Below are 26,678 nucleotides of genomic sequence, written 5' to 3' on the forward strand. Positions count from 1 at the left end.
AACCATGACCCCGCAACCCACCGACACTCAGGCGACCGACACTCAGGTAGGCGGACCGAAGCTCGGATTCTTCACCCGCCTGCTCGAAGACGCCCCCGCCGCAGACCGCTATCGCTTCGCCCTCGAACAGATCGAGGCGGCCGAGGACTTCGGCTTCCATTCGGCCTGGGTCGCCCAGCATCACTTCTCCGCGGCCGAGGGCGGGCTGCCGTCCCCGCTCGTCTTCCTCTCCCACGCCGCCGCCCGTAGCACCCGAATCTCTCTGGGCACCGCGATCATCACCCTGCCGATGGAGAATGCCGTGCGCGTGGCCGAAGACGCCGCCGTCCTCGACGAGCTCTCCGGCGGTCGCCTCAAGATCGGTCTGGGCTCGGGCGGGAACCCGAAGTCGTTCCCCGCCTTCGGCACGAGCTTCGATGAGCGTCGTGAGGTCTTCGCCGACAATCTCGCGACCCTGCGCACACTGTTCTCAGGCGACCGGCTGCCCACCGACCATGGTCTCTACCCCGCTCCCGATGGGCAGCGTCCGAGCCTCGAGCGACGACTGTGGCAGGCGACGTTCTCCGCCGGCGGAGCCGGTGCGGCAGGCGCTGCCGGTGACGGTCTCATGCTCTCGCGGACTCAGCCGCGTCCCAAGGACAATCCGGCAGCACGCCTCGACGAGGTGCAGCTGCCGGTCATCGATACCTATCTCTCCCAGCTGCCCGAGGGGGCCGAACCGCGTATCCTCGCCTCTCGTACCGCCGTGGTCGCCGACGCCGAGGATCTGCCCCGGCTGCGCGAGATCACCGAACCGGCGCTGCGGGCCGAGGCCGACCGCCTCGTCGGCTATGACACCTCCGGACTGAGCCTCGATGAGCTCCTCGTCGCCACCGACACCTACCTCGGCACGCCCGAGCAGGTGAGCGAACGTCTGCAGCATGACCGCGTCCTCGATCGTGCCACCGACGTCAGCTTCCAGGTGCACTCGGTTCCGGCGACGAACGAGACCGCTCTGCGGTCCATCGAACTGCTGGCCACCGAGGTGGCACCCGCCCTCGGGTTCTCCGTGACCAAGGAGAAGGTGCACTGAGATGGCAGATATCATCAACCTCCTCGCCGGAATCGCGGCGAACGATCCTCTCGATGAGCTGCGCGGCCACCGGGCGCAGGCGAAGGAGAACGCGCAGCTGAGTTTCGAGGCTCTGCTCGAACCCGCTGATCCGAAGAGCGTGAGCTTCCGCGACCGTTATGCGGTCGCCGCGTTCACCGCGGGTCTGCTCGGTTCGACTCGGGCCGAGGAGTTCTACCGTGATCTCCTGCGTGACGAAGACGAGTCCGTGTCCTGGGCGGTCGCCGAACTCCTCGACGAGGCGACCTCGCCTGCCGGCACAGCTGGTCCCTACGGAATCTTCGAATCCGCGGCGTTGGCCGAAGAGAACGTTCCCGGGCCGTGGCTGACTGCCGCCGAGGCGACGGCGGAGAGACTCGGTGAGAAGCTGACGGCAGGACTCGAATTCGCTCATCTTCTCGTCCTCCATCCGCGCGACAGCCGCCCGGGCCACCTCGCGCTTCTGCTCGAGGCGGGATGGGACGAGGACGGCATCGTCACTCTCGCTCAGCTCGTGTCGTTCCTCAACTTCCAGATCCGCATCAGCACCGGACTCGCCGCGCTCACCGATGCGGCCTCAGCGACCGCGGATCCTCAACCGCACCAGGTGGACCGGTCGGAAGGCGAATCCGCGAACGAGACGGACGATGCCGACGACGGCCCCGCCTCGGCGAGAGTGGACGAAGCTCTGCAGGCCGTCGGCGACAGGGTGAAGACGTATCCGAATCTCCACCGCCCGAAGCTGTTCCAGCAAGGTGGGCTCGGGTGGGTGCCGTGGATCGCTCCCGTCGCCGAGGCGGACCTCAGCGATGACCAACGGGATGCCCTCATCGAGGCCGGACGGGCGAAGAACCCGTACTTCCGGCTGCTGGCGAGGGATCCTGCCGCACTCAAGGCACGGACCCTGACCGACTTCGACATCTTCTTCAACACCACCGACGGGCTCGGCCGGGCCGAACGCGAACTCGCCGCGACAGCGGCCTCGCGGCTCAACGGGTGCCTGTTCTGTGCGTCGGTCCACGCCGATCGGGCCACCGAGGAATCCGGGCGTCGTGACGTCGTCCAGCGCCTCCTCGACGAGGGAATCGGCCTGAAGAGCCACCTCGGTGATCGGGTGTGGGATGCCGTCGTCGATGCCTCGGTGGCGCTGACCCTGACCCCGCAGTCCTTCGGCGTCGCACACGTCGAGCAGCTGCGTGCGGCGGGTCTGGATAACGGCGACATCATCGATGCCCTCAGCTGTGCCGCCTTCTTCAACTGGGCGAACCGACTGATGCTCTCCCTCGGCGAACCCGAGGTGCTGAACGCCGGGAAGTGACCTCTTCTCGCAGGCGCGGTGGCTGCATGCGTCCTACGGCGTCGATTGTGTGGTCGATCCGCGTCGATTTCCTCGCGGGAACGCCGTGGATCGACCACACAATCGAGAATCAGCTGCGCCAGCTACTCGGCCGCGACTCGTCTCAGCCGACGACCATGAGCGTCGAGCGGATGATGAAGCGGTTTCCCGTCGGTGATTCGACGCTGAAGCCGCTCCCCCGTCCCGGCACCACATCGATCGTCAGATGCGTGTGCTTCCAGTACTCGAACTGCTCCGTCGACATCCAGAAGTCCAGTCCGGCCTTCTCGGCATCGTCGATGGGCAGGTCGAAGTGGCCGAGCAGCACATCGGCTTCCGAGGTGAGGAAGTCGCCTTCGGGGAAGCACATGGGCGACGAGCCGTCACAGCAGCCACCGGACTGGTGGAACATGAGCTGTCCGTGTTTGTCGACGAGGTCGGCGAGCAGGTCGATGGCGGCCTGAGTCATCGCCACTCGCGATTTCTCTTCGCCCTCGATCGTCGGTGTCGATTCGAGAGCGGCTGTTTCGGCTGTTTCACTCATCAGAAGAATCCTTGTGCATTTTCGGAGTAGCTGACCAGCAGGTTCTTCGTCTGCTGGTAGTGGTCGAGCATCATCTTGTGGTTCTCTCGTCCGATGCCCGAGGACTTGTATCCGCCGAACGCGGCGTGGGCCGGGTAGGCGTGGTAGTTGTTCACCCAGACGCGCCCGGCCTGGATGTCGCGTCCGGCTCGGTAGGCGGTGTTGCCGGTGCGGGCCCAGACTCCGGCGCCGAGGCCGTAGAGCGTGTCATTGGCTGAGGCGATCGCGTCGGCGTAGTCGGAGAACGAGGTCAGGGCCACGACGGGTCCGAAGATCTCCTCCTGGAAGATGCGCATCTTGTTCGTGCCCTTGAAGATCGTCGGCTGGATGTAGAAGCCGCCGGCGAGGTCACCGTCGAGTTCGGCTTTGTCGCCGCCGATGAGCACCTCGGCGCCTTCATCCTTGCCGATCTTCAGATAGGACATGATCTTCTCGAACTGGTCGTTCGAGGCCTGTGCGCCGACCTGGGTGTCGGTGTCGAGCGGGTTGCCCTGCTTGATGGAGCGGACGCGTTCGACGCCAGCGGCGACGAAGTCGTCGAAGATCGAGTCCTGGACGAGTGCACGCGACGGGCAGGTGCAGACCTCGCCCTGGTTGAGAGCGAACATCGCGAAGCCTTCGAGCGCCTTGTCTCTGAAGCTGTCGTCGGCGGCCATGACGTCGTCGAAGAAGATGTTCGGTGACTTGCCGCCGAGCTCGAGGGTGACCGGGATGATGTTCTGCGAGGCGTACTGCATGATCAGGCGACCGGTCGTCGTCTCTCCGGTGAAGGCGATCTTGCGGATGCGTTTGTTCGACGCCAGCGGTTTGCCGGCTTCGACGCCGAATCCGTTGATGATGTTGAGGACGCCGGGAGGCAGCAGGTCGCCGATGAGTTCGGCGAGGACGAGGATCGATGCCGGAGTCTGCTCGGCAGGTTTGAGGACGACGCAGTTGCCGGCGGCGAGCGCCGGTGCGAGCTTCCATGTGGCCATGAGCAGGGGGAAGTTCCAGGGAATGATCTGTCCGACCACACCGAGGGGCTCGTGGAAGTGGTAGGCGACGGTGTCGTCGTCGATCTGTGAGATGCCGCCTTCCTGCGCCCGGATGGCTGAGGCGAAGTAGCGGAAGTGGTCGACGGCCAGCGGGAGGTCTGCTGCCAGGGGTTCGCGAATTCCCTTTCCGTTGTCCCAGGTTTCGGCGACGGCGAGCATCTCGAGGTTGGATTCGATGCGATCGGCGATCTTGAGCAGAATGTTCGACCGTTCGGCGACCGAGGTCTTGCCCCAGCCCGGGGCCGCTGCCCATGCTGCATCGAGTGCGGTCTCGACATCATCTGCGGTGGAGCTGGGGATCTCGGTGAAGGCCTGCCCGGTGACGGGGGTGATGTTCTCGAAGTAGTTGCCGTCCTTCGGCGGCACCCACTCTCCTCCGATGTAGTTCTCATAACGGGGCTTGAACGTGACGAGCGCGCCGTCGGTACCGGGTGCTGAGTAGACTGCCATGACACTCCTTCGTGTGAGTCCATCCACCCCGCGACACGTGCCTCGTCCGATGGCGGTCGGAGGCGCGGAGCGGATGTGTCCGTGTCCTCTCACCTTAGGTCGGAACCCAGGCGCGGACAATAGCCGTTGAGGGAGTTCGCAGGTGACATTCGCCCGGAATCTGAGAGACTGTCGGCGTGGACATCAGGCCCTGCGCTCCGGAAGATCGCGACGCACTCGAGGCGCTCTTCGCACGCGCAGGAGAGGGCTCGCCCACGGGCACGCTGTGGGGAGATCCGGAGTCCGAAGCCTTGATCTACCTGACTCCTTATCTCCGCCACGATCCTCAGTTGGTTCTGCTCGCATGGACGCAGTCGGGACCGGTCGGATATCTGGCCGGATGTCTCGACACCGCAGAGTTTCCCCGCGAGGACAAGCTCTTCAGCGACGCCATCTCGGCTCGATTGATCATGCGTCGGCCATCCTCAGTTGCTTTCTTCGCCCGCAGCGCGGCGGACGCGATCCGCGACCGTCTGCGCAAACGGCCCGCGTCCGGCGAGCTCCTCGATCCTCGGTGGCCGGCGCATCTGCACATCAACGTCGCGACAGAGGCACGCGGTACGGGTGCCGGGGCAGCGCTGATGGCGGCGTGGATCGATCGGCTACGGGAGCATGGTGTTCCCGGCTGTCACCTCCAGACCATCGTCGAGAACCATGGTGCGGTGCGCTTCTTCGAACGCTCGGGCTTCCGCGTGCATGGACCGACCCCGCCGGTTCCGGGCATCCGCTGGCAGGGCGGCCGAGTTCATCAGCAGACGATGGTGCAGGAATTCCAGCGAGCGCGGACAGTCGTCCGCAGTCTCACCCCACCGGCTTCACCATGATCAGGCAGGGCGTGTCCGATCCCCACAGGGCGGTCTCCTCGAGAGGCAGGAAGCCCATCTTCTCGCAGAAGTGACGGGTCCGCGCATAGTTCGGATCGTCCTTCGACGGACCGAGGGACTTCACTTCGAGTAGCCGCGCCCCTCGGGCCCGCACATCCTTAGGCACGGCATCGTCGCGCTGAGCTCTCCAGTCGGCTTCAGTCATGGGCTCCACCCTAGACTCCGCATCGATGCTCCGGTACCCCGTTGCTAGACTCAGCCCCATGAGCGAGCCCGAGTCCCCCGTCCTCCGACTGATCCCGTATCTCGCGGCGATCACCGTCACGGTGTTCGCCACGCTGTCGGTGGTCGGCACCGGGGAGTCCAACCTGCTCGTCACGCTCGTCGTCGCAGCAGTCGGCTATTTCGGCACATATTTCATCGTCAAGCTCATCATCCACGCCCTCGTCACCCGGATCGGTTCCGACCACCACGACGACCACGACTGACAGTCGACTCGCCGTTCCTACTTCTTCGCCTGCGCCGGGACGACGACCTTGCGGATGATGATGAGCGCCGAGGCGGCCACTGGCACCGCGACCACTGCACCGAGCACCCCGCCGAGGGTTCCGCCGGCGATCGCGGCGATGATGACGAGTGCGCCGGGCACGTCGACGGCCTTATTCATGATCCGCGGGCTGAGCAGATACGCCTCGACCTGCATGTACACGAGGTAGTAGATGCCAGCGGTAATGCCCAGCCCGGGCGAGACCATCAGGCAGGACGCGGTGATGATGATCGCGCCGGTGATCGGACCGACCAGGGGAATGAGCGAGGCGAGGAACGCCACGAACGCCAACAGCGCCGGCAGCGGGGCGCCGATGATGGTGAGGAAGATCGCCGAGCATACGCCGTTGATGACACCCAGCGACACCTGACCGAGTACGTAACGTCCGATGGATCGGGTGACCTCCTCGGTGACGGACTCGACCGTCGGCCGCGATGAGGCCGCGACCAGGGAGAACATCGCGGATTTGATCGTCGGCATGGACACGGCGAAGTAGATGGTGAGGATGACGACGATGATCACCCCGGTGAGGAAGCTGAGGATTCCCGCCCCGATCGACACGACGCCGCCGCCGAGGGAGAGCACATTCTTCGGATCCGAGGCCCACTCCGAGATGTTGGCGAACACCGCATCGATGTCGATCGCGCCGGTGAATTGCTCTTCGAGCTCCGTCACCCACCCGGTCGTGGCAAGGTTCGCCACGATCCCGGGCAGATCCGCGACGAACGTCTGGATCTGACTGATCACGGCCGGCGCGATGAGCAGTGCGACGCCTACGACGATGAGGATGAATGCCACGACGACGATGAGCACCGACAGCGACCGCGGAACCTTGCGGTCGACGAGCCACTGCACGACCGGCTCGAGCCCGAGAGCGAGGAACAGTGCCAGACCGATATAGATGATCACGGTCGCCAAGGACTGCAGCGCCGTCATCACCACGATCGCCAGCCCGACGCCCAGGGCGCCGGTGAAACCGAGCCGGAACGCGCTGTTGAGTGTGAGGGACTTGCCCTGCCCAGTGCCCATGGAACCCAGTGTAACCAGCGATCATGCACTGGCCGGTCGACTCACGTTAGGATCGGAGCGAACCCCCACCCGCTTCAGAAAGTGAATCGTCGAGAAAATGAGCGCAGATCCGAACAGCATCGATGTCTGGGAAGCGTTCCTCGACCCGCAGACCGACTATTCGCTGCCCGACTTCGCCGCAGTCACCCCGGAGACGCTGCTGACCGCGGTTCACACGGCGACCGATTTCGCCCGCGCCGAGGTGGCCGCCATCATCGCCGACGACGCCGAGTCCACGTTCTTCTCCACCACCGTGAGATTCGAATCCGCGTCCGTGCCGATGACCCGCATCGCCTCCGTGGCGGCAGCCATCGAGTCGAATCATCTGCGTCCCGAACTCACCGACGCCATCTCCGAGACCTGGGAACTCCTGTCGGCCACCGAGACCGAGATCCTGCTGAACGTCGACCTCTTCCACCGCATCGAGCAGGTTTCGGTCTCCGACCTCAACCCCGAGGACAAGCGTCAGCAGGAACTGACTATCGATCAGTTCGTGCGTGCGGGCGCCCGCCTCGGCGAGGACGAACGCGAGCAGATGGCCACGATCGCGGCCGAACTGACCACTTTGGAGAACTCCTTCTCCCGCGCGCTGCAGCTCGATACGCGCGAGTTGGCCGTCCACCTCAGTGAGGCCGATTCCCTGGTCGGGATGAACGACGATCAGATTGCGGCAGCGGCGAATCGTGCCGCCGAGCGCGGCGTCGACGGCTACCTGCTGCCGCTGAACAACTTCACCCAGCAGGGTGTGCTCGAATCCCTGAGCACAGCACAGACGCGCCGGCACGTGCTGAACAATTCGATGGCGCGCGGATCTCGCGGAGGCGACGGCGACACCCGCACCCAGGTCGCCGACACCACGGCGCTGCGTGCGCTGAAGGCGCATCTGCTCGGATACCCCTCCTATTCGTCCTTCGCCATCGACAATCAGACAGCCGGCAACCCCGATGCCGCCGCCGATATCGTCTCCTCCCTCATCAATCCCGCGAATGCCCAACTCGATGAGGAACTTGCGCAGGTCAAGGAGCGCTACGGCCTCGAGACGGTCGCGTCCGAAGACGTCAAGTACTACCTTGCGAAATTCCGCGCCGACGAATTCGGCATCGACCCTGACGAGGTGGCCAAGTACTTCGAATTCGACACAGTCCTCACCGAAGGCGTCTTCCGGGCCGCCACCGGACTGTACGGAATCACGTTCGCCCCGTACGAGGGTGTCACCGCCTGGCATGAGGACGTCCGCGTCTATGAGGTCACCGACGTCAACGAACGTCACCTGGGGCTCGTCCTCATCGACCCGTACTCGAGGGATACGAAGCGCGGCGGGGCCTGGATGGACCAGCTGGTTCCGGCCTCCCGGCTGACCGGGCTGCTGCCGGTCGTCACCCTCTCGCTCAACCTCGCCAAGCCCGGTCCGGGCCGGCCCACGCTGCTCAATCCGACCGAGCTGACGACGTTCTTCCACGAATTCGGCCACGTCCTCCACGGGCTCTTCGCGAACTCCACCTACCCATCGACGGCCGGTACCGCCGTCCCCCGCGACTACGTCGAATTCCCGTCCCAGCTCAATGAGATGTGGCGCTTCCACCCGCAGGTCCTCCCCCACTTCGCCAAGCACGTCGACACGGGCGAGCCGATGCCGGCCGAACTCGTCGACGCGCTCATCGCCTCAGAGAAGTTCGGGCAGGGCTTCGACACGATCGAATACCTCGCCGCTGCCATGCTCGACCTGTCCTGGCATTCGCTCGAGGCCGGTGAGCACATCACCGAAGTCCTGTCCTTCGAATCGGAGGTCCTCGCCGCGGCCGGCTTCTCGCCGCTCGTTCCGCCGCGTTACCGGTCGACGTACTTCGGGCACATATTCGCCTCCGGCTATGCTGCCGGCTACTACTCCTACCTCTACTCCGAGGTCATCGCCGCCTGGGTGAGCGAATGGTTCGAGTCCCAGGGCGGACTCAACCGAGAAGCCGGAGATGCCTTCCGCGAGGCGATCCTCGCCCCCGGCTATTCGGTCGACCCGATGGCGGCGATCGAACGCTTCTTCGGCACCCGCCCGGATGTCGCCCCGCTGCTGCGCCGTCGCGGCCTCGCGGAACCCGTGACCGAGGTCGACGGGGAGGAAACGACCGAGACCGAGTCCGGAGCCGCCTCGGCGATGTGGGATCACCCCAACCACGAGGCGGTCGCCGCCGATCTCGCGGCTGCGGGCATCGATCCGCGCATCGAGATCTTCGACGGCTCGACGCCGACGGCGGCCGCAGCGGCCGAAGCGCTGGGCATCGAGGTCGGAGCGATCGCGAACAGCCTCATCTTCTCCTCCGACGGCGAACCCGTGCTCATCATGGCCTCGGGCGCCCACCGGGTCGACACCGCACATGTCGCCGAACTCATCGGCGTCGACTCCCTCGACCGGGCGTCGAAGGAACTCGTCCGCGAGGCCACGGGGCAGGTCATCGGCGGGGTCGCTCCCTGCGGTCATCCGGGGCCGATTCCGACCTATGTCGATGTGTCGCTGAAGGACTATCCTGTTCTCTGGGCCGGCGCGGGGACACCGAATTCGATGGTGCCTCTGACGTACGAGCAGCTGCTCACGGTCACCGGAGGAAAGGAAATCACCGTTGTCGCAGAAGAGTCCTGAGTCTGGGCGTTCCGAGTCCGAGTCTGGGCAGCCGGATCGCAACACCGATCCGGCGCACTCCACCACCTCGGCTGCACGATTCGCAGCTTTCGCTTCCTCCCGGGGCCGCTACTATGCGGTCTTCCTCGCCGTGTTCTGCGCGGTGCTCATCATCTCGAACATCTCGGCCACGAAGGTCATCGGCTTCGGTCCGATCGTCACCGACGGCGGCGCGTTCCTCTTCCCCATCGCCTACATCCTCGGTGATGTGATCAGCGAGGTGTACGGCTTCAAAGCCGCTCGCAAAGCCGTGATTACCGGATTCGCCCTGCAGATCCTGGCCACCTTCGTCTTCTGGCTCGTGCTCATCTCGCCTCCGGGGCCCGGGTACGAGAACCAGGACGCGTTCGCCGCCGTGCTCGGCTTCTACCCGCGCATCGTCGCGGCTTCCCTCGTCGGCTACTTCGTCGGCCAGCTGCTCAACTCGTGGGTGCTCGTGGCGGTGAAGAAGCGCATGGGCGAGTCGAAGCTGTGGGTGCGGCTGCTCACGTCGACCGGTGTCGGCGAGTTCGTCGACACGCTGCTGTTCTGCATCATCGCCTTCGCCGGTGTCATCCCGGGGCTCGACTTCCTCAACTACATCATCGTCGGCTTCGTTTACAAGGTCGCCGTCGAGATCATCTTCCTGCCCGTGACCTACCGGGTCATCAAGCTCGTCAAACGCCACGAACCCAGCTACGAACTCGACGCGGCTGAAGCGTAGATTTCAATGACGCCTTAGCCGACCGGCGCGCGTTCGCGAACTGATGCACCGGACGCCCAGTGGTCAGCCCGAACGGAAAGCGGTTGTCGGCGAGTGTGATCGAGTTTTGTCCCCGGCCGACATCGACTTCTGATCAGGTCATCGAGATAGAACTCGATGTGCTGATCAGAAGTCGATGACTGACCGGTACGAGCCGGCGGGCAACCGCAGCGACCGCCGGAAGCGCGGCTACCTCTTTGCGTAGTAGCGGCCGAGGACCTCGGTTTCGAGCTCGTCGAAGCGGCCGTCGATCATCGCCTGGCGGATCTCGGCGACGAGCGAGACGACGAAGTGCTCGTTGTGGATGGTGCACAGGGTGGAGAAGAGCATCTCCTTCGCCTTGTACAGGTGCCGCAGGTACGCCCGTGAGTAGTTCTGGCACGTGTAGCACGTGCAGTCGGGATCGAGCGGGCCGAAATCGCGGCGGTACTTCGCGCCGGTGAGGTTGTACCGGCCGTCGCGGGTGTAGATCGCGGCGTTGCGGGCCACGCGGGAGGGCGAGACGCAGTCGAAGGTGTCCGCGCCGGTCTTGATCGCTTCGAACAGGTCGTCGGGTTCGGAGATGCCGAGCAGGTGCCGCGGCTTGTTCTCCGGCAGCTCCTCGCACACCCAGCGGATGATGATGCCGAGGTTCTCCTTCTCCAGTGCCCCGCCGATGCCGAAGCCGTCGAAGTCCATCGCGCCCAGGTCGCGGGCGGCCTTACGCCGCAGGTCTTCGTACTGCGCGCCCTGCAGCACCCCGAACAGTGCCTGGTAGGGCCGGTGCGACCGCTCCTCGGTGAGGCGGAAGTGCTCTTCGATGCAGCGGATCGCCCACAGCCGGGTCCGCTCGAGCGATTCCTCCTGGTAGCCGCGGGTGTTCACCAGCGTGGTCAGCTCATCGAAGGCGAACATGATGTCGGCGCCGAGTTCGTGCTGCACCCGCATCGAGATCTCCGGCGTGAACCGGTGCATCGATCCGTCGAGGTGGGACTTGAACGTGACCCCGTCATCGTCGACGTTCGACAGCCGTTCCTTGCCGATGGCGACGAGCTCGTCGTTCTGCTCCCCCGTCGACTCCATCGAGATGACCTTCTTGAACCCCGAGCCGAGACTCATCACCTGGAATCCGCCGGAGTCGGTGAAGGTGGGTCCGGGCCAGTTCATGAACTTCCCCAGCCCGCCGGCCTCGTCGATGAGGTCCGATCCCGGCTGCAGATAGAGGTGGTAGGCGTTCGAGAGCACCGCCTGACCGCCGAGTTCCGCGACCTCGTCGGGGCGCACGGCCTTGACCGTGGCCTTCGTGCCGACGGGAATGAATGCGGGGGTCTGGATGTCGCCGTGCGGGGTGCGGATGACTCCGGTGCGTCCGCCCGTGTCCATGCGGGTGCCCACCTCGAAGCCGAACTGCGATCGGTCGTTGATGGGGGCGGTCTCGGATGCTGCCGGAGTTTCGTCTGTAGTCACCAGACAAGCTTAACTAAGTCCATGACGTTCACCCAGATGCTCACTCTCGCCGAGGCGGCCGCCCCCATCGTCATCGACGGCGGGCTGGGCAGTGCCGCCGAGGATCGCGGCATCGACCTCGACCACGCACTGTGGTCGGCCGAGCTCATCCGCCGTGACCCCGACACCCCGCGCGCCGTGCACACCGCCTTCGCGAACGCCGGAGCCCGGATACTCACGACCGCGAGCTACCAGGCGACGCCGCTCGGGTTCGCCGCGGCGGGAATCAGCGCCGAGGAGGGCAGCCGGATCATCGGCGACAGCGTGCGCATCGCGCGCACTGCGGCAGATCGCAGTGCCGCACCAGGCACAAGTATCCTCGTCGCCGGGTCTGTCGGCCCGTATGGTGCGGCGCTCGGCGACGGCGCCGAGTACACGGGAAGCTATCACCGGAGTCCTGAGGATTACACCGCCTTCCATCGTCCGCGCATCGAAGCCCTCGCCGAGGCGGGTGCGGACCTGCTCGCCATCGAAACCCAACCGCGCCTCGATGAGATCCGCGCCCTCATCGCTCTGACCGAGGACATCGGCCTTCCGGCTTGGGTGACCGTGACTCTACAGGGCACCACGGACACGACCGCGCCGACCATGCCCGACGGCAGCACCCTGGCGGACCTCGCCGAGGTGGTGGCCGCCTCGGCGAGCGTGTATGCGATCGGGGTCAACTGCGTTCGCCCGTCCCTCGTGACCCCGGCGCTGAGCGAACTGTCCAAGCACACAGACCTGCCGCTCATCGCCTACCCGAACTCGGGCGAAACCTACGACGCGGACACTCTGACGTGGCACGACGGCGCGGAACCCGGCGTCGGGTCGTGGCCGGTGGAGGAGTGGACCCACCTCGGCGCACGGATCATCGGCGGCTGCTGCCGGGTCCGTCCCGACGACATCGCGGTGCTCGCAGAACAGATTCGCCGCTGACGCGATTCCTCAGCCCTGGGCCCCCACGAGCTCCGGATAGTACTTCTCGGCGACGTTCGGGTGGGAGCGCAGCCGGGAGGCGAACGCGTTCTCCCCATAGACGGCGTAGAGGGCATCGCGTTCGTCGTCGGTGACCCCGCGGGCCTCGGCGGCGAGTTCGTCGGGCAGTGCGACCTCGGGCAGGCGGGCGCTGAGCGCCGGGTTATAGAAGAACGGGATGGAGATGCGGTCCTGGCCGGGACCGGTCGGCAGGACCCGGTGGACGGTGGCCTTGAGGTAGCCGTTCGTGGCGACTTCGAGGAGTTTGCCGATGTTGACGACGAAGGTGTTCTCGATCGGATCCGCATCGATCCAACCGTCGTCAGTGAGCACCTGCAGACCGGTGGTGCCCGGCTGCGGGTAGAGCAGGGTCAGGGTGCCGCCGTCGCGGTGCTCGCCCACCCCCTGGGTCACGGATTCGGACTCGGCTTCGGGATAGCGAACGATCTTGATGAAGGATTCGGCATCCTCGGCGAACGCGTCGGCGAAATGATCGCCGGGCTGGCCGAGGCTGAGCGCCCACTGTTCGAGAAGGCGTGCGCCGACCTCGCTCAGCTGCGCATGCCAGGAGTCCGTGGCCTCCCGCAGCTCGGGCAGCGATTCCGGGTACTGGTTGGGGCCAGTGAGATGGTCGAAGTCGTTGACCGGTTCGGCCACGGGTGTGCGTTCGGGGCCGATGTCGATCTGCTCGCGCCAATCCACGCGGCCCTGGGTGCGTTCGCCGCCGGTGCGGGTGTAGCCGCGGAAGTGCGGGGAGTTCGTGTTCTCGATCGCGAGCTTCTCGTCCTCGGGCAGTGCGAAGAAGTTCTGGGCGACATCGATGATGCGGCTGAATTCGGCGTCGGGGATGCCGTGGCCGGTGAGGTAGAAGAAGCCGATCTCGTGAGTGACGCGACGCAGGTCCTCGCGGAACTGTTCGGCGGTCGCGGGGTCATCGGCGAGGCTGAGGTCGAGAACGGGCAGCTGGGTGAGCGTCATGGGGATTCCTCTCTTTTCCCAGCACCTTAGGCCGCGCCCTGACGGGGCCGGCCGCGACCGGTCACAGTCGGTCGCGAACCGTCACATTCCGAGACATGAAGAGGAGAATCAGCCGAGCATCTTGCCCGGGTTGAGGATCCCCAACGGATCCACCGCCGCCTTGATCGAGGTCTGCAGCGCCCGCGCACCCGCATCGAGTTCGCGCACCAGCCAGCCCTTCTTCAGATACCCGACCCCATGCTCACCCGTGATCGTCCCACCCAGATCGAGACCCAGCTGCATGATCTCAGCGAACGTCTCCTTCGCCTCGGCCACACTCGCCTCATCCTGGGCATCGAAGAGCACACTCGGATGCATATTCCCATCCCCGGCATGCCCGGCCGTGGACACCTCCACCGAATGCCGGGCCGCGATCTCGTCCAACCTGGCGAAGAACTCGCCGAGGCGGGACCGAGGAACGCACACATCATCGATGAGCTCTCCCCCACCGAGCCCCGACACGTACTTCTCCATCGCCGGAGACACAGCCCGACGAGCCGCGACCAGCATCTCCGAATCCGCCGGATCATCGGAGAAGAACACCTCATCGGCACCCTGCGCTCTGGCGATCGCCTCGAACGATTGCAGCTCGGTCACACCGGCCTGCCCCGGAGCATCCGACTGCACCAACAACAGCGCACCGGCCCCGTCGGGCAGCCCGAAATCACCATAGGCATTGATCATGCCCACGGTGCCTCCGTCCATGAGCTCGAGCATCGACGGGGCCGCCCCGGAGGCCATGAACTCAGAGACCGTATGCCCGGCCGATTCCAAGTCCGGGAAGATCCCGACACCGGTCACCGGCGGAGTCAACAGAGGTCTGAGCCCGAGGGTGATCTCGACGATGACTCCCAGAGTCCCCTCGGACCCGACGAACAGACCCGCCAGATCGAGACCGGCCACACCCTTCGCCGTCTGCCGACCCAACCGGGTCACTGTCCCATCGGCGAGGACCACGGTCAGACCGCGCACGTAGTCTCGCGTCACCCCGTATTTCACACAGCACATGCCGCCGGCGTTCGTCGCGACGTTCCCGCCGATCGTGGAGATCGCCACCGACCCCGGATCCGGCGGATACGACAGACCGTGCTCGGCCAGAGCCGATTTGAGGTCTTGGTTGATGACACCGGGCTGGACACGGCAGGTCTGGTTCACCTCGTCGATGTCGACGATCGCGTTCAGCTTCGCGACGTTGAGCAGGAGCGCCCCGTCGGTGGCGTTCGCCGCCCCCGACAAACCCGTCCTGGCACCCTGAGTGACCACCGGGATCCGATGCGCGGTGGCGAAGCGCATCACCGCGACCACATCATCGACGTCGGCAGCTCGCACGAGCGCCGAGGCGGTCCCCACCGGACAGAACAGGGCCTTATCCGACGAATAGGACTCGATGACATCCCGATCGGTGACCAGGGCGCCCGCGCTCAGCTCGGCCGCAAGTCCGTCCAGGTCCGTGCCCACCGTCGTCTCCGCACTCATCGTCACAGCGACGCGGCGACCTTGAGCACGCGCTCGAGAGCCTCATCGGGTCCGATGCTCACACGCACACCGCCCTGCAGACGACGCACGGCCACGGCCTGCTTCGCGCACTCACCTTCGAAGGCGACGGCCGCCTCGGGGTCGAGCGCGATCCACACATAGTTGCCCTGAGCATCGGGCACGGACAGACCCAGCTCCCGCAGATCGTGAGCGAACCGGTCGCGCACCGCGGCGACTTCCTTGGCGCGCACGGCCACCTCGTCGACGCGAGCCAGGGATTCCCGGGCGGCGGCCTGGGCACCGGCGGTGACGGAGAACGGGGCGATGACCTGGCGCATCGCCGAGGCGATCTCGGCGTCGGCGATGCCGTAGCCCACGCGCAGACCTGCCAGGCCGTGCGCCTTCGAGAAGGTGCGGGCGAGCACGAGATTCGGGTGCTTGGCGCGAGCGGCGAGGGAGTCGGCCGCCTCGGTGGCGAATTCGAGGTACGCCTCGTCGAGGACGACGATGACGGACTCGGGCACCTCGGCGAGGAATCCCTCGAGTTCGGCATCGGTGATCGTCGGACCGGTCGGATTGTTCGGCGAGCACAGCAGCACGAGGCGGGTCGTGTCATCGATCGCCGCGGCCAGCCCGGCGAAGTCGTGTCGACCGTCTTCCAGGAGGTCGACGGGGCGCTTCTCCGCGCCCCGCGCCGAGGCGAGGATCGGGTACATCTCGAACGACGGCCACGGATAGACCACGGACGTGCCCGCTTCGAGGGTGATGTTCGTCAGCGCCGTGAGGACCTCGGAGGCCCCGGCGCCGGGGACCACCTCGGCGGGTTCGACATCGAGGTGGGAGGCGATATCGGCCACGAGCGCGGCTGCGGTGGGATCGGGGTAGTTCCCCGGAATCGCCGAGGCGGATGCCGCCGATTCGACGACACCCGGCAGCGGCGGCAGGTGGTTCTCGTTCGACGACAGTTTGTACGGGGTCAGGCCGGGGGATGCGACGGGAGGCTTGCCGGGAACGTAGGGAGGGAATTCGGCGAGCGCGTCACGGAGCTGGAAACGTTTGGACATGTGCCCATAGTTGCATATCTTGTGGCGGGCAACACAGACTGTCTTGCCAAAGCGTCCGAATGGTCGGATAAAGGCGAGCAGGGCGGACGTCCATCCGCTGTGAGAATGCTCTCGCGACGCTTCGTTCCCTCCTCCCGGGTTACAGGTGGGCCGATGCCGGAGAGTACCCTGAGAGACGAATACATGTAGTCAGAGACGAGGAATGAGAGTCCAAATGCCCTCACCGCAGGAAAAAGTCGACGTCGTCTTGATCGGCGGCGGCATCATGAGCGCCACTCTGGGCGCCATGCTGACCGAACTTCAGCCCGATTGGGACATCCGTGTCTACGAGAAGCTCGACTATGTGGCAACGGAGAGCTCCGACCCCTGGAACAACGCCGGCACCGGCCACGCCGCACTCTGCGAACTCAACTACACCCCCGAGGACTCCAACGGTCAGATCGACCTGGAGAAGGCCTCGAACATCAACCAGCAGTTCCACCACTCGCGCCAGTACTGGTCGCACCTCGTCGACACCGGTGTCATCACCGATCCGACGACCTTCATCAATCCCATCGCCCACGTCAGCTACGGACGCGGCGACAAGGGACGTGACTACATCAAGAACCGCTACGAGACGATGGTGCGCAATCCGCTGTTCGCGGACATGGAATACACCGAGGACGCGGACACTCAGGCCGAATGGCTGCCGCTGATGTTCTCCGGCCGTGGTCCCGGTCAGGTCAACGGCATCTCGCGCATCAAGCAGGGCACCGACGTCGACTTCGGCTCTCTGTCGTCTCAGCTGCTCAGCTACGTCGCCGCCAAGGGCGCGACCGTGCGCACCAGCCACCAGGTCACCGACCTCGACCGTTCCTCCGACGGCTGGACTCTCACCGTGAAGGATCTGCTCTCGCACGAGACCCACCAGGTGGGCGCGAAGTTCGTCTTCGTCGGCGCCGGCGGCGGTGCACTGCCGCTGCTGCAGAAGTCCGGCATCCCGGAGGGACGCGGCTACGGCGGCTTCCCGGTCTCCGGCTACTTCCTGCGCACCGCGAACCAGGATCTCGTCGCCCGCCACCAGGCGAAGGTGTACGGCCAGGCCGCTCAGGATGCTCCCCCGATGTCGGTGCCGCACCTCGACACCCGTGTCGTCGACGGCCAGGACTACCTGATGTTCGGCCCCTACGCCGGCTTCTCGCCGAAGTTCCTCAAGAAGGGCCGCTTCACCGATCTGCCGCTGTCCGTGCGCGGAAACAACATCGGCACGATGCTCAATGTCGCCAAGGACAACACGGATCTTGTCACGTACCTCCTCGGTGAGCTCGCCGCAACGAAGAAAGCCCGCTTCGAGGCCCTGCAGACCTTCATCCCCTCCGTCGACCCCGCCGACTGGGAACTCATCCAGGCCGGTCAGCGCGTGCAGGTGATGAAGAAGGATCCGAAGAAGGGCGGCGTCCTCCAGTTCGGCACCGAGCTCATCTCGTCCGCCGACGGTTCGCTGGCGACCCTGCTCGGTGCTTCACCGGGTGCCTCGACCGCGGTGCCGATCATGATCGAACTGCTCAAGACCTGCTTCCCGCGCGAGTTCGCGGGCTGGGAGAAGAGCTTCAAGGACATGATCCCCTCGCTCGGCCGCGACCTCGTCGATGACGAGACGCTGCTCAAGGAGGTCTCCGAGTACACCTCGCGGACCCTGCAGCTCATCTGAGTGGACTGACGCCCTCAGCCGACTGACATACAGGAGAAGCGGCTGGCCGGAATCCTTTCCGGCCAGCCGCTTCTTACGTTCCCTCAGGAGTTCGGAGCGTCGAGAACCTCAGAGCTCGACCTGGCGGTTGACGTCCTTGTACAGCAGGTAGCGGAAGCGTCCGGGCCCTCCGGCATAGCAGGCCTGCGGGCAGAAGGCGCGCATGGAGATGAAGTCGCCCTCCTGCACCTCGACCCAGTCGCCGTTGAGACGGTAGACGGCCTTGCCCTCGAGCACGTAGAGGCCGTGCTCCATCTCATGCGTCTCCGCGAACGGGATGACCGCTCCGGCCTCGAAGGTGACGATGTTGACGTGCATGTCGTAGGCGAGGTCGTCCGGGTCGAGCGGACGGGTCGTGCGCCAGCGTCCGTCGGTTCCGGGCATCGGCGACGGTTCGACATCGGCCTCGTTGCCGAACTTCGCCTCAGGGGTCAGCCCCGCCACGGGCTGGTAGCGTTTGCGCACCCAGTGGAAGCGGGCCGCCTCGGTGCCGGTGGACGTCGCCGACCACGTCGATCCGGCGGGCAGGAACGCGAACCCACCCGGAGTCAGCGTGTGCGCGGTGCCCTCATGGGTGACCTCGAGCGTTCCGGCCATGACGAAGAGGAACCCTTCGACCTCGGGCTGCGGTTCCGGCGCCTGCGAGCCGCCGCCGGGTGCGACTTCGAGGATCGTCTGCGAGAACGTCACCGCTCCCCCGGCCACGGGCTTGCTCAGCACCCACGACCGGGTCCCGGTCCACTCGGGCAGATTCGAAGTGACGATATCGCGCATCACTCCGCGCGGGATGACCGTATAGGCCTCGGTGACGAGGGCACGGTCGGTGAGCAGATCGGACTGCGGCGGGTGGCCGCCGGTCGGGGCCCAGTAGGTGTACGGGTCGGTCGTCGTCATGGGCGGGGTCTCCTTCGGTCGGTGGTCGGTGGTCGGTGGGCTCAGTCGAGCGAGCCGGTGCGGGCGAGCTGCCCGAGCTGGGTGAGGCTGAGGTTCGTCCGCGAGGTCACGAACTCCTCGGTGTGGGCTCCGCAGACGAGCCCTCGGTCGAGGTAGCGGGCGAGCGCCTTCGCGGTCGCGGGTTCGTCGAGGACCGTCGAATCCGCCTTGAACACGTAGTCGTGCAGGCGCTGCGCCGCCCGTGGCCCGCCTTCGCGGTAGAAGGCGAAGGTCGCCAGGAACCTGGTCGGCAGCTGGTGCGGGTGCAGATCCCAGCCCTGGTAGATCCCTCGTTTGAGGTGGCGGCGGACGAGGCCGGCGTGCAGCGCCCACGCGTGGTGGACCTCTGCGGGTTCGCCGAGCGGGAGGATGTTCGTCGACCCGTCGGAGAGGTGGACTCCGGTGCCGGCGACGGCGAGCATCATCTGGTTCTTCGCGAAATCCGCGACCGGATGGTCCATCGCCTGGTAGGCCGCAGCCACTCCCATCGACGCCGAATAGTCATAGGTTCCGTAGTGCAGCGAAGTCACGCGCCCGGCCCCGGCCTGCAGCGCCGTCGCCAGCGGCACGGTGCCATCGGCGGCGAGGACGAGCTGCGGGGTCTCGACTTGGATCTCGAAGGTGATAGTCCCTTCACCGAGGCTGTGCTCGGCTTCCAGCGCTCGCGCGGCGAGCACCATCGCCCGGACCTGATCGACGGTGCTGACCTTCGGGAGGGTGAGCACGAGATTCTCCGGCAGGCTGCCGCCTGCCTTGATGAGTTCGGAGAGGAACAGGTCGAGAGTGCGCAGACCGCGTTCCCGGGTCGCTGACTCCATGCATTTGAACCGGATGCCGACGAAGCCGGGGGCTGCCTTCTCCGCGCGGCCGGCCACCGCATCGCGGGCGGCCTGGATGACCCACCGATCCTCGGTCTCATCCCCCTGGTCGCCGAACCCGTCTTCGAAGTCCAGACGCAGGTCCTCGATCGGCTCACGTTCGAGTTTCGCGGTGACCGCCTCGGCGAGGAGTTCGGCCTCCCGGGCCACCTGGTGGATGCTGGGCACCTGACCGGGGATCGCGGGACCGGATTCCTTCCGGGCGGCGGTGATGACGCGTTCGGCCAGCTGCAGCATTCCGCCGTGGGCCTCGACGCATTCGAGCGCCTGCTGCCCCCACTGGTACGGCAGGTCGGCACTCGTGCGGTGTCCGGGCACGTACACGGTGTGCACTGGCTGGCGGACGTCGCGATCACCGGGGTACGCGGTCGCCAGTAGCTCGTCCGTGTCTCCCAGCAGTGAGTCGATATCGGCGAGTGTTGATCGTTCCACTTTCACATTCTCTTTCTCTGCACGGGGTTCGACGGCGAGGCGGCGATGCCTGACCTGGCCTCATTGTCTCTCATTCTCCGTCCCCAGGCACGCAAGGCTCTCTGGGGTTTCAGGACGAGACCCGGGCGACCGCCTCGGCGACCTTCTTCGCGACTTCGGGATCGAACACGGAGGGGATGACGTAGCCGGGGTGGAGTTCGTCCTCGGGGATGCACGAGGCGATGGCATCGGCGGCGGCGACCATGATGTTCTCATCCACGTCGCGGGCTTCGGCGTCGAGGAGTCCGCGGAAGATTCCCGGGAACGCGAGCACATTGTTGATCTGGTTCGGGAAATCGCTGCGGCCGGTGGCCACGACGGCTGCGTGTTTCGCCGCCTCGGCGGGGTCCACCTCGGGGTCGGGATTGGCCATGGCGAAGACCAGCGCGTCCTTGTTCATCGCCGCGATATCGTCACCGTCGAGCACATTCGGGGCGGAGACGCCGATGAACGCGTCGGCGCCGACGACGGCTTCCTTGAGGGTGCCGGAGAAGCCCTCGGGGTTCGTATTCGCCTGCAGCCACTTCTTGTGGTCGGTGTCGACCGTCGAGTCCGGGCCGATCGCCCCGTCGCGGCCGCAGGCGATGATGTTCGCGGCACCGGCGACCTGGAGGAGGCGGATGATGGCGTTGCCGGCCGCGCCGACTCCGGAGACGACGATGCGCAGGTCCTCGATCTTCTTGTCGACGACCTTGAGCGCGTTCTTCAGCGCGGCGAGGGTGACGACGCCGGTGCCGTGCTGGTCATCGTGGAAGACGGGGATGTCGAGTTCCTCGCGCAGCCGGGCCTCGATCTCGAAGCAGCGCGGGGCAGCGATGTCTTCGAGGTTGATTCCGCCGTAGGCCGGTGCGATGGCCTTGCAGATGGAGATGATCTCCTCGGTGTCCTTCGTGTCGAGGGCCACCGGCCAGGCGTCGACATCGGCGAACTGCTTGAACAGCACGGCCTTGCCCTCCATCACCGGCATGGCCGCTTCGGGGCCGATATCGCCGAGGCCGAGCACCGCGGTCCCGTCGGTGACCACGGCGACGGTGTTGCGTTTGATCGTCAGCCGACGTGCATCCTCTTTGTTCTCAGCGATCGCCTTGCACACACGGGCCACACCCGGGGTGTAGGCGCGGGAGAGGTCGTCGCGGTTGCGCAGGGGCACCTTCGGGGTGGATTCGAGCTTGCCGCCGAGGTGGAGCAGGAAGGTCCGGTCCGACACCTTGTGGACGTCGACTCCGGGCAGGGCACCCAGCGCATCGGAGACTTCGTCGGCATGGGCGACGTCGCGGGTATCGGCGCTGACGTCGATGATGACCGAGCGCGGAGTGGACTCGACGACGTCGAGGGCGGTGACTGACGCGCCGGCGGCGGCGGCCGCGGCGACGAGGTCGGAGGTCGAGGCCTGACCGACCTGGGTGCCGACGCGCAGAGTGATGGAGTATCCGGGGCTGGTGGCGACCATGGGCAATATCCTCCTTGATATCGAGTTTCCGTATTATGGATAATAACTTTTGCCTAGTGGAAATACTAGACGGTGTCAGTGGATTCGGAAAGTTTCTTCCATTTCGGGACTAGACTGAACGGAGTTTCACTGCCGAGACTCACCACAGATTAAGGAACATCGATGAGCAGCAAGGACACCCCGGCGATCCGCCAGTCCAAGGGCGGCGTGCAGTCCGTCGAACGCGCGTTCGGACTGCTTGAGTGCATCGCTAACTCCGCAGGATCGGCGACGCTGAGCCATATCGCCGCGGACGTCAATCTGCCCCTGCCGACGATCCATCGTCTGCTCAACACCCTGGTCAACCTCGGTGTGGTCCGTCAGCTGCCCGACCGCGGCTATGCGCTCGGGCCCGGGCTGGTGCGACTCGGCGATATCGCCGGCTCCCAGCTCGGTGCCGTCGCCCGCCCTTATCTGCGCGAGCTCGTCGCCGAGCTCGGGGAGTCGGCGAATGTGGCGACGATGGACGGAGACATGGTGGTCTACGTCGATCAGGTCGCCTCCGAACGCCAGATGAGGATGTTCACCGAGGTGGGACGCCGTGCCCATATGCATGCCACCGGGGTCGGCAAGGCCATTCTCGCGGGGCTCGAGTCCGAGCAGGTCCGGCATATCGCCGCCACCGCCGGCATGCCCACCCCCACGGAATACAGCATCGGGACGATCGAAGACCTCGAGGCCGAGCTGGGCCGCATCCGCGAGCGCGGCTATGCCATCGACGAGCAGGAGCAGGAGCTCGGCGTGCGCTGCTTCGCCATGGCTATCCCGGACTCCCCCGCTCCTTTGGCGATCTCCGTATCGGGTCCGATCAGCCGCGTCGACCAGTCGTTCGCCGATCGCGCCGTGCCCCTGCTCAAAGACGCGGCCGCCCGCATCTCCGCAGAGATGCAGAGCGGCCGCTGACTCTGGCTTCAGCTCCCGGACCGGGTCAGGAGTCTCCGCCGGCCGTTCCCGAGGTGCCGGCGTTGACGTCGTTCAGACGATAACGTCGAGCCGCCTCGGCGGGAATGGATCCGTCGATCTCACCGCGCTTGGCAAGCAGCTGCAGGGTGCGCACGACCATCGAGTGCGCGTCGATCTTGAAGTGCCTGCGCGCGGCGGCGCGGGTGTCGGAGAAGCCGAACCCGTCGGCGCCGAGCGTCGCGAAATCGTGGTCCAGGTACGGCCGAATGAGATCCGGCTGGGTGGAGTCGAAGTCGCTCGTGGCCACGATCGGGCCAGGCTGACCCTCCAGCTTCTGACGCACGTACGGCACGCGGTCGGCCGACTCGGTGCCGTCGGCGGCGCTGAGCTCCGCGGCTTCGCATTCGAGGCCGTCGCGGCGCAGCTGCGCCCATGAGGTCACTGACCACACGGCGGCATCGACGCCCCAGTCGGCGGCGAGCAGGTCCCGGGCCTCGAGAGCCCAGGGCACGGCCACACCGGAGGCGAGCAGCTGCGCTTGCGGACGGTCGCCGGGGGCCGCCTCGGCGACGCGGTGGATGCCCTTGAGGATGCCCTCGACGTCGACGTCCTCCGGTTCGGCCGGCTGGAGCATCGGCTCGTTGTACACGGTGAGGTAGTACATGACGTTGCGCTCGTCCTCGCCGAGGTCGTGCTCTCCGTACATGCGATGCAGACCGTCGCGGACGATGTGCCCGATCTCGTAGCCGAAGGCCGGATCAAAGACGCGCACGGCCGGGTTCGTGGCCGCGAGCACCGGGGAATGTCCGTCGGCGTGCTGCAGGCCCTCACCGGTCAGGGTCGTCCGTCCGGCGGTGGCGCCGATGATGAACCCGCGGGTCATCTGGTCGCCGGCAGCCCAGAAGGCGTCACCGGTGCGCTGGAACCCGAACATCGAGTAGAACACGTAGATCGGGATCATCGGTTCGCCGTGGGTGGAGTACGCGGTTCCCGCGGCGGTGAATCCGGCCGCGGCACCGGCCTCGTTGATGCCCACGTGGAGGAGCTGGCCGCTCGTGGCCTCCTTGTACGAGAGGAACATCTCGCGGTCGACGGCGAGGTAGTTCTGCCCGTTCGGGTTGTAGATCTTCGCGGTCGGGAAGAACGCGTCGATGCCGAAGGTGCGGGCCTCATCGGGGATGATGGGCACGATCCGCTCGCCCAGCCCCTTCTCTCGCATGAGGTCCTTGAGCAGCCGGACGAAGGCCATAGTCGAGGCGGCCATCTGCTGCCCCGAGCCCTTCTTCGTCTGTGCGAATGCCTTGTCGCTGGGCGCGGGCAGGGTGATCTTGTTGTGCTCGGGTTTGCGTGCCGGCAGGAATCCGCCGAGCTGACGCCGACGGTCGAGCATGTACTGGATCTCTTCGGAATCCTTGCCCGGGTGGTAGTAGGGCACCGCGTACGGGTCCTCGTCGATGACCTTGTCGCTGATCGGGATGTCCATCCGATCGCGGAAGGCCTTGACGTCGTCGGCGGTGAACTTCTTCATCTGGTGCGTGGCATTGCGGGACTCGAACGTCGTGCCCAAGCCGTAGCCCTTGACGGTCTGCACGAGGATGACGGTCGGCTTGCCCTTGGTGTTCACGGCCTTCTGGTAGGCGGCGAAGACCTTGTGATAGTCGTGGCCGCCGCGTTTGAGGTTCCAGATGTCGTCGTCGGACAGGTGGTCGACGAGCCCCTTCGTCGCAGGTGTCCGGCCGAAGAAGTTGTCGCGGATGAATCCGCCGGATTCGGCCTTGAAGGTCTGGTAGTCACCGTCGAGGGTCTCGTTCATGATCTTCACGAGGTCGCCGGTGCGGTCCTTGGCCAGCAGGTCGTCCCATTCACGGCCCCACAGCACCTTGATGACGTCCCAGCCGGCGCCGGTGAAGGTCGCCTCGAGCTCCTGGACGATCTTGCCGTTTCCGCGCACGGGTCCGTCGAGGCGCTGGAGGTTGCAGTTGATGACGAAGGTGAGGTTGTCCAGCCCTTCGTTCGCGGCCAGCTGCAGGGCGCCGCGCGATTCGGGTTCGTCCATCTCGCCGTCGCCGAGGAACGCCCACACCCGCTGATCCGAGGTGTCGGAGATGCCGCGGTTGTGGAGGTAGCGGTTCATCTGCGCCTGGTAGATCGCGTTGATCGGACCCAGACCCATCGACACGGTCGGGAACTGCCAGAACTCCGGCATCAGCCGTGGGTGCGGATACGAGCTCAGTCCGTGCGGGGCACGCGAGACCTCCTGCCGGAACCCGTCGAGGTCGGCCTCGGTCAGGCGGCCCTCGAGGAACGCCCTGGCGTACATTCCCGGTGAGGCATGGCCCTGGAAGAAGACCTGATCGCCGCCGCCGGGGTGGTCCTGACCGCGGAAGAAGTTGTTGAATCCGATTTCGTAGAGCGTGGCGGCGCCGGCGTAGGTGGAGATGTGCCCGCCCACGGAGATCTCGGGCCGCTGCGCGCGATGGACGAGCATGGCGGCGTTCCACCGCAGCCATCTGCGGAAGCGGCGCTCGACCCTCTCCTCGCCGGGATAGAACGGCTCCTGGTCAACGGGGATGGTGTTGACGTAGTCAGTGGTGGTGACCTTGGGCTGGGCAACGGAGTTCGTGGCCGCGCGTGCACGCAGCGCCTCCATGATCTCGCCCGCGCGCTGGGTTCCGCGCGCGCCGACGAGCCCTTCCCAGGACTCGATCCATTCATCGGCCTCTTCGTCGACGCTTCCCCTCGGACTCGCCGAGGTTGTGTCCTGTGTCATATCGGGGTTTCCTTCTCACGGGGTCCGGGCTCCCGGAACAGTACCCCGGGAGCCCGGAGATGGAAAGTCCTGTCTCAGCAGGTGATGTTCAGATCTCAGCAGAAGCCGGCGACCTGTGCCCATGCGTCCTTGTTCTCGTCGACACCTTCACGGGTGAAGGTGGCTTCGATGAGGCCGTAGGGGCGGTCGGCGACGATGAAGACCTCGTTCGGGTTCTCGAGCCCGAAACGTTCGATGTCATAGAGGAAGTGGTGCTTGTTCGGGCAGGAGAAGCGGATCTCGTCGATCTCCGGCACGGCCTCGATGACCTTCTCGCCCATCTGGTACAGCGTGTGCTGCAGGGCGTGGGAGAAGTGATCGGTGAAGGAGTCGAGGATGATCTCCTTGACCTTGGTGTACACGGCTTCGAAGTCGAGGTCGGTGGTGTTGTAGATCCACCGGGTGGCGATATCGGTCGCGAGGATCCGGTCCTGGGTCTCCGGCAGGGTCGTGTACTTGTCCTTCGGGTAGCCGACGAAGCCCGACTCCGTGGTCTTAAGCACGGTGAGTCCGTTGAAGCCGGAGATCAGCGTGTCCTTGTCGCCGTCACGGGTGAAGACGACGGTGCGGACCTCGGGAGCGGACTTGTAGAACGAGTGCTTGTGGTCGTTGATCCGGTCCCAGCCGTATTCTTCGGCTTCCCAGCGTCCGCCGGTGACCCAGTCGAAGCTTGAGGTGAAATGGTCGGCCAGGCCCATGAGGAACTGTTCGGGCGAGCTCACGCCCAGCTCCTTGGCCTTCGCGAAGACCGTGTTCTTCTGGGTGTCGGTGGCGACGACGTGCTCGTTGTTGCCTTCGGTGTGAGCGGTCTCGAAGTCGCCCCACAGCTGTGAGGTGACATTGAGATCGCGGATCTCGTGGCGGTCGGTGTCGCGGTAGACCCGCATGAGTCGGTTCTCCGCCTTGCCGTACTGGTTCGATGTCAGTCGGACCTTGCTCATTTTCTTCCTCCAGTTCGTCGGCGTGCGCACCTGCACACGCCGTGACCATTCGATTGGCGAGGCCTGCCGGCAGTTCCCGGTCGGCTTCGGCGGTTTGTTGAGGATGGCGATCCTGCAGGGGGCCTGCTTCCCCTGTGAGCGA

The 26,678-nt window shown here is 65.7% G+C and carries 22 protein-coding genes; 9 read left to right on the forward strand and 13 right to left on the reverse strand.

Going from position 1 to position 26,678, the window contains the following annotated elements; all coding sequences use genetic code 11:
• The first annotated feature begins 4 nt into the window (after nt 1–4).
• Both HK108_RS07030 and HK108_RS07035 read left to right on the forward strand, forming a co-directional pair.
• The gene (locus HK108_RS07030; protein WP_181270979.1) at nt 5–1,072 is read left to right on the forward strand and encodes a putative FMN-dependent luciferase-like monooxygenase; all 1,068 of its coding nucleotides are present in this window, start codon (nt 5–7) and stop codon (nt 1,070–1,072) included.
• A 1-nt stretch (nt 1,073) separates the two neighbouring features.
• Nucleotides 1,074–2,408 carry an alkylhydroperoxidase domain protein gene (locus HK108_RS07035; RefSeq protein ID WP_181270980.1) on the forward strand — a complete coding sequence of 445 codons (1,335 nt, stop codon included), beginning with the start codon at nt 1,074–1,076 and terminating at the stop codon, nt 2,406–2,408.
• 142 nt (nt 2,409–2,550) lie between these two features.
• Here HK108_RS07035 and HK108_RS07040 read toward each other — a convergent pair whose 3' ends face one another.
• Both HK108_RS07040 and adh read right to left on the reverse strand, forming a co-directional pair.
• Nucleotides 2,551–2,970: a DUF779 domain-containing protein gene (locus tag HK108_RS07040; protein WP_181270981.1), complete on the reverse strand. Its 420-nt coding sequence runs from the start codon at nt 2,968–2,970 to the stop codon at nt 2,551–2,553.
• Nucleotides 2,970–4,493, reverse strand: coding sequence for an aldehyde dehydrogenase (gene adh, locus HK108_RS07045; protein WP_181270982.1), 1,524 nt, complete (start codon nt 4,491–4,493; stop codon nt 2,970–2,972). Before adh ends, HK108_RS07040 begins: the two co-directional genes overlap by 1 nt.
• A 176-nt stretch (nt 4,494–4,669) precedes the next feature.
• On the opposite strand from adh, the gene HK108_RS07050 reads away from it, so the two are divergent.
• A complete protein-coding gene (locus HK108_RS07050; protein WP_181270983.1) occupies nt 4,670–5,356 on the forward strand; it encodes a GNAT family N-acetyltransferase in 687 nt (228 codons plus the stop codon).
• Here HK108_RS07050 and HK108_RS07055 read toward each other — a convergent pair.
• Nucleotides 5,334–5,561 carry a hypothetical protein gene (locus HK108_RS07055; RefSeq protein WP_181270984.1) on the reverse strand — a complete coding sequence of 76 codons (228 nt, stop codon included), beginning with the start codon at nt 5,559–5,561 and terminating at the stop codon, nt 5,334–5,336. The genes HK108_RS07050 and HK108_RS07055 overlap by 23 nt on opposite strands.
• 58 nt (nt 5,562–5,619) lie before the next feature.
• Here HK108_RS07055 and HK108_RS07060 point away from each other — a divergent pair, with 58 nt between their 5' ends.
• A complete protein-coding gene (locus tag HK108_RS07060; RefSeq protein WP_139469332.1) occupies nt 5,620–5,844 on the forward strand; it encodes a hypothetical protein in 225 nt (74 codons plus the stop codon).
• 17 nt (nt 5,845–5,861) lie between these two features.
• Here HK108_RS07060 and HK108_RS07065 read toward each other — a convergent pair whose 3' ends face one another.
• The gene (locus HK108_RS07065; RefSeq protein WP_181270985.1) at nt 5,862–6,932 is read right to left on the reverse strand and encodes an AI-2E family transporter; all 1,071 of its coding nucleotides are present in this window, start codon (nt 6,930–6,932) and stop codon (nt 5,862–5,864) included.
• Nucleotides 6,933–7,029: 97 nt separating this feature from the next.
• On the opposite strand from HK108_RS07065, the gene HK108_RS07070 reads away from it, so the two are divergent.
• The gene (locus tag HK108_RS07070; protein WP_181270986.1) at nt 7,030–9,603 is read left to right on the forward strand and encodes a M3 family metallopeptidase; all 2,574 of its coding nucleotides are present in this window, start codon (nt 7,030–7,032) and stop codon (nt 9,601–9,603) included.
• Nucleotides 9,584–10,345: a queuosine precursor transporter gene (locus HK108_RS07075; protein WP_229664012.1), complete on the forward strand. Its 762-nt coding sequence runs from the start codon at nt 9,584–9,586 to the stop codon at nt 10,343–10,345. The genes HK108_RS07070 and HK108_RS07075 overlap by 20 nt, the downstream gene beginning before the upstream one ends.
• 228 nt (nt 10,346–10,573) lie before the next feature.
• Here HK108_RS07075 and tgt read toward each other — a convergent pair whose 3' ends face one another.
• On the reverse strand, nt 10,574–11,830 hold the full coding sequence (gene tgt, locus HK108_RS07080) for a tRNA guanosine(34) transglycosylase Tgt (protein ID WP_181270987.1): 1,257 nt from the start codon (nt 11,828–11,830) through the stop codon (nt 10,574–10,576).
• A 21-nt stretch (nt 11,831–11,851) separates the two neighbouring features.
• Here tgt and mmuM point away from each other — a divergent pair, with 21 nt between their 5' ends.
• Entirely contained in the window at nt 11,852–12,787 is a 936-nt protein-coding gene (gene mmuM / locus HK108_RS07085; RefSeq protein ID WP_181270988.1) for a homocysteine S-methyltransferase, read from the forward strand.
• Nucleotides 12,788–12,796: 9 nt separating this feature from the next.
• Here mmuM and HK108_RS07090 read toward each other — a convergent pair whose 3' ends face one another.
• From HK108_RS07090 to HK108_RS07100, 3 genes are all read right to left on the reverse strand, one after another.
• Nucleotides 12,797–13,804 (reverse strand): isopenicillin N synthase family dioxygenase, encoded by a 1,008-nt coding sequence (locus HK108_RS07090; RefSeq protein ID WP_139469327.1) that lies wholly within the window; start codon nt 13,802–13,804, stop codon nt 12,797–12,799.
• Between the two features lie 108 nt (nt 13,805–13,912).
• On the reverse strand, nt 13,913–15,319 hold the full coding sequence (locus HK108_RS07095) for an FAD-binding oxidoreductase (RefSeq protein ID WP_181271047.1): 1,407 nt from the start codon (nt 15,317–15,319) through the stop codon (nt 13,913–13,915).
• A 2-nt stretch (nt 15,320–15,321) separates the two neighbouring features.
• The gene (locus HK108_RS07100; protein WP_139469326.1) at nt 15,322–16,383 is read right to left on the reverse strand and encodes a pyridoxal phosphate-dependent aminotransferase; all 1,062 of its coding nucleotides are present in this window, start codon (nt 16,381–16,383) and stop codon (nt 15,322–15,324) included.
• Between the two features lie 214 nt (nt 16,384–16,597).
• On the opposite strand from HK108_RS07100, the gene HK108_RS07105 reads away from it, so the two are divergent.
• Complete coding sequence (locus tag HK108_RS07105) at nt 16,598–18,073, forward strand: malate:quinone oxidoreductase (RefSeq protein WP_139469324.1); 1,476 nt, start codon at nt 16,598–16,600, stop codon at nt 18,071–18,073.
• Between the two features lie 108 nt (nt 18,074–18,181).
• Here HK108_RS07105 and HK108_RS07110 read toward each other — a convergent pair whose 3' ends face one another.
• The 3 genes from HK108_RS07110 to HK108_RS07120 form a co-directional block, all read right to left on the reverse strand.
• Nucleotides 18,182–19,006, reverse strand: a complete 825-nt coding sequence (locus HK108_RS07110; protein WP_139469323.1) for a bifunctional allantoicase/(S)-ureidoglycine aminohydrolase — start codon at nt 19,004–19,006, stop codon at nt 18,182–18,184.
• 41 nt (nt 19,007–19,047) lie between these two features.
• Nucleotides 19,048–20,355 (reverse strand): DUF6986 family protein, encoded by a 1,308-nt coding sequence (locus HK108_RS07115; protein ID WP_139469321.1) that lies wholly within the window; start codon nt 20,353–20,355, stop codon nt 19,048–19,050.
• 109 nt (nt 20,356–20,464) lie between these two features.
• Nucleotides 20,465–21,844, reverse strand: a complete 1,380-nt coding sequence (locus tag HK108_RS07120) for an NAD-dependent malic enzyme (RefSeq protein WP_139469319.1) — start codon at nt 21,842–21,844, stop codon at nt 20,465–20,467.
• Between the two features lie 162 nt (nt 21,845–22,006).
• Between HK108_RS07120 and HK108_RS07125 the strand changes: the two genes are divergently transcribed.
• Nucleotides 22,007–22,786: an IclR family transcriptional regulator gene (locus HK108_RS07125; protein WP_139907129.1), complete on the forward strand. Its 780-nt coding sequence runs from the start codon at nt 22,007–22,009 to the stop codon at nt 22,784–22,786.
• A 25-nt stretch (nt 22,787–22,811) separates the two neighbouring features.
• Here HK108_RS07125 and aceE read toward each other — a convergent pair whose 3' ends face one another.
• Nucleotides 22,812–25,556: a pyruvate dehydrogenase (acetyl-transferring), homodimeric type gene (gene aceE / locus HK108_RS07130; protein WP_181270989.1), complete on the reverse strand. Its 2,745-nt coding sequence runs from the start codon at nt 25,554–25,556 to the stop codon at nt 22,812–22,814.
• Between the two features lie 95 nt (nt 25,557–25,651).
• Nucleotides 25,652–26,536 (reverse strand): factor-independent urate hydroxylase, encoded by an 885-nt coding sequence (gene pucL / locus HK108_RS07135; protein ID WP_139907127.1) that lies wholly within the window; start codon nt 26,534–26,536, stop codon nt 25,652–25,654.
• Nucleotides 26,537–26,678 lie beyond the last annotated feature (142 nt).

It is taken from the genome of Brevibacterium sediminis, from assembly GCF_013623905.1.
Classification (GTDB): domain Bacteria; phylum Actinomycetota; class Actinomycetes; order Actinomycetales; family Brevibacteriaceae; genus Brevibacterium; species Brevibacterium sediminis.

Excerpts from the sequence above, each read along its gene's own strand:
- HK108_RS07105 (WP_139469324.1), top strand. The coding sequence starts at position 16,598 with ATGCCCTCACCGCAGGAAAAAGTCGACGTCGTCTTGATCGGCGGCGGC.
- aceE (WP_181270989.1), bottom strand. The coding sequence starts at position 25,556 with ATGACACAGGACACAACCTCGGCGAGTCCGAGGGGAAGCGTCGACGAA.
- HK108_RS07055 (WP_181270984.1), bottom strand. The coding sequence starts at position 5,561 with ATGACTGAAGCCGACTGGAGAGCTCAGCGCGACGATGCCGTGCCTAAG.
- HK108_RS07070 (WP_181270986.1), top strand. The coding sequence starts at position 7,030 with ATGAGCGCAGATCCGAACAGCATCGATGTCTGGGAAGCGTTCCTCGAC.
- HK108_RS07035 (WP_181270980.1), top strand. The coding sequence starts at position 1,074 with ATGGCAGATATCATCAACCTCCTCGCCGGAATCGCGGCGAACGATCCT.
- HK108_RS07110 (WP_139469323.1), bottom strand. The coding sequence starts at position 19,006 with ATGACGACGACCGACCCGTACACCTACTGGGCCCCGACCGGCGGCCAC.
- HK108_RS07060 (WP_139469332.1), top strand. The coding sequence starts at position 5,620 with ATGAGCGAGCCCGAGTCCCCCGTCCTCCGACTGATCCCGTATCTCGCG.
- pucL (WP_139907127.1), bottom strand. The coding sequence starts at position 26,536 with ATGAGCAAGGTCCGACTGACATCGAACCAGTACGGCAAGGCGGAGAAC.
- HK108_RS07030 (WP_181270979.1), top strand. The coding sequence starts at position 5 with ATGACCCCGCAACCCACCGACACTCAGGCGACCGACACTCAGGTAGGC.
- HK108_RS07065 (WP_181270985.1), bottom strand. The coding sequence starts at position 6,932 with ATGGGCACTGGGCAGGGCAAGTCCCTCACACTCAACAGCGCGTTCCGG.
- HK108_RS07125 (WP_139907129.1), top strand. The coding sequence starts at position 22,007 with ATGAGCAGCAAGGACACCCCGGCGATCCGCCAGTCCAAGGGCGGCGTG.
- HK108_RS07095 (WP_181271047.1), bottom strand. The coding sequence starts at position 15,319 with ATGAGTGCGGAGACGACGGTGGGCACGGACCTGGACGGACTTGCGGCC.
- HK108_RS07100 (WP_139469326.1), bottom strand. The coding sequence starts at position 16,383 with ATGTCCAAACGTTTCCAGCTCCGTGACGCGCTCGCCGAATTCCCTCCC.
- HK108_RS07040 (WP_181270981.1), bottom strand. The coding sequence starts at position 2,970 with ATGAGTGAAACAGCCGAAACAGCCGCTCTCGAATCGACACCGACGATC.
- HK108_RS07090 (WP_139469327.1), bottom strand. The coding sequence starts at position 13,804 with ATGACGCTCACCCAGCTGCCCGTTCTCGACCTCAGCCTCGCCGATGAC.
- HK108_RS07120 (WP_139469319.1), bottom strand. The coding sequence starts at position 21,844 with ATGGTCGCCACCAGCCCCGGATACTCCATCACTCTGCGCGTCGGCACC.
- adh (WP_181270982.1), bottom strand. The coding sequence starts at position 4,493 with ATGGCAGTCTACTCAGCACCCGGTACCGACGGCGCGCTCGTCACGTTC.
- mmuM (WP_181270988.1), top strand. The coding sequence starts at position 11,852 with ATGACGTTCACCCAGATGCTCACTCTCGCCGAGGCGGCCGCCCCCATC.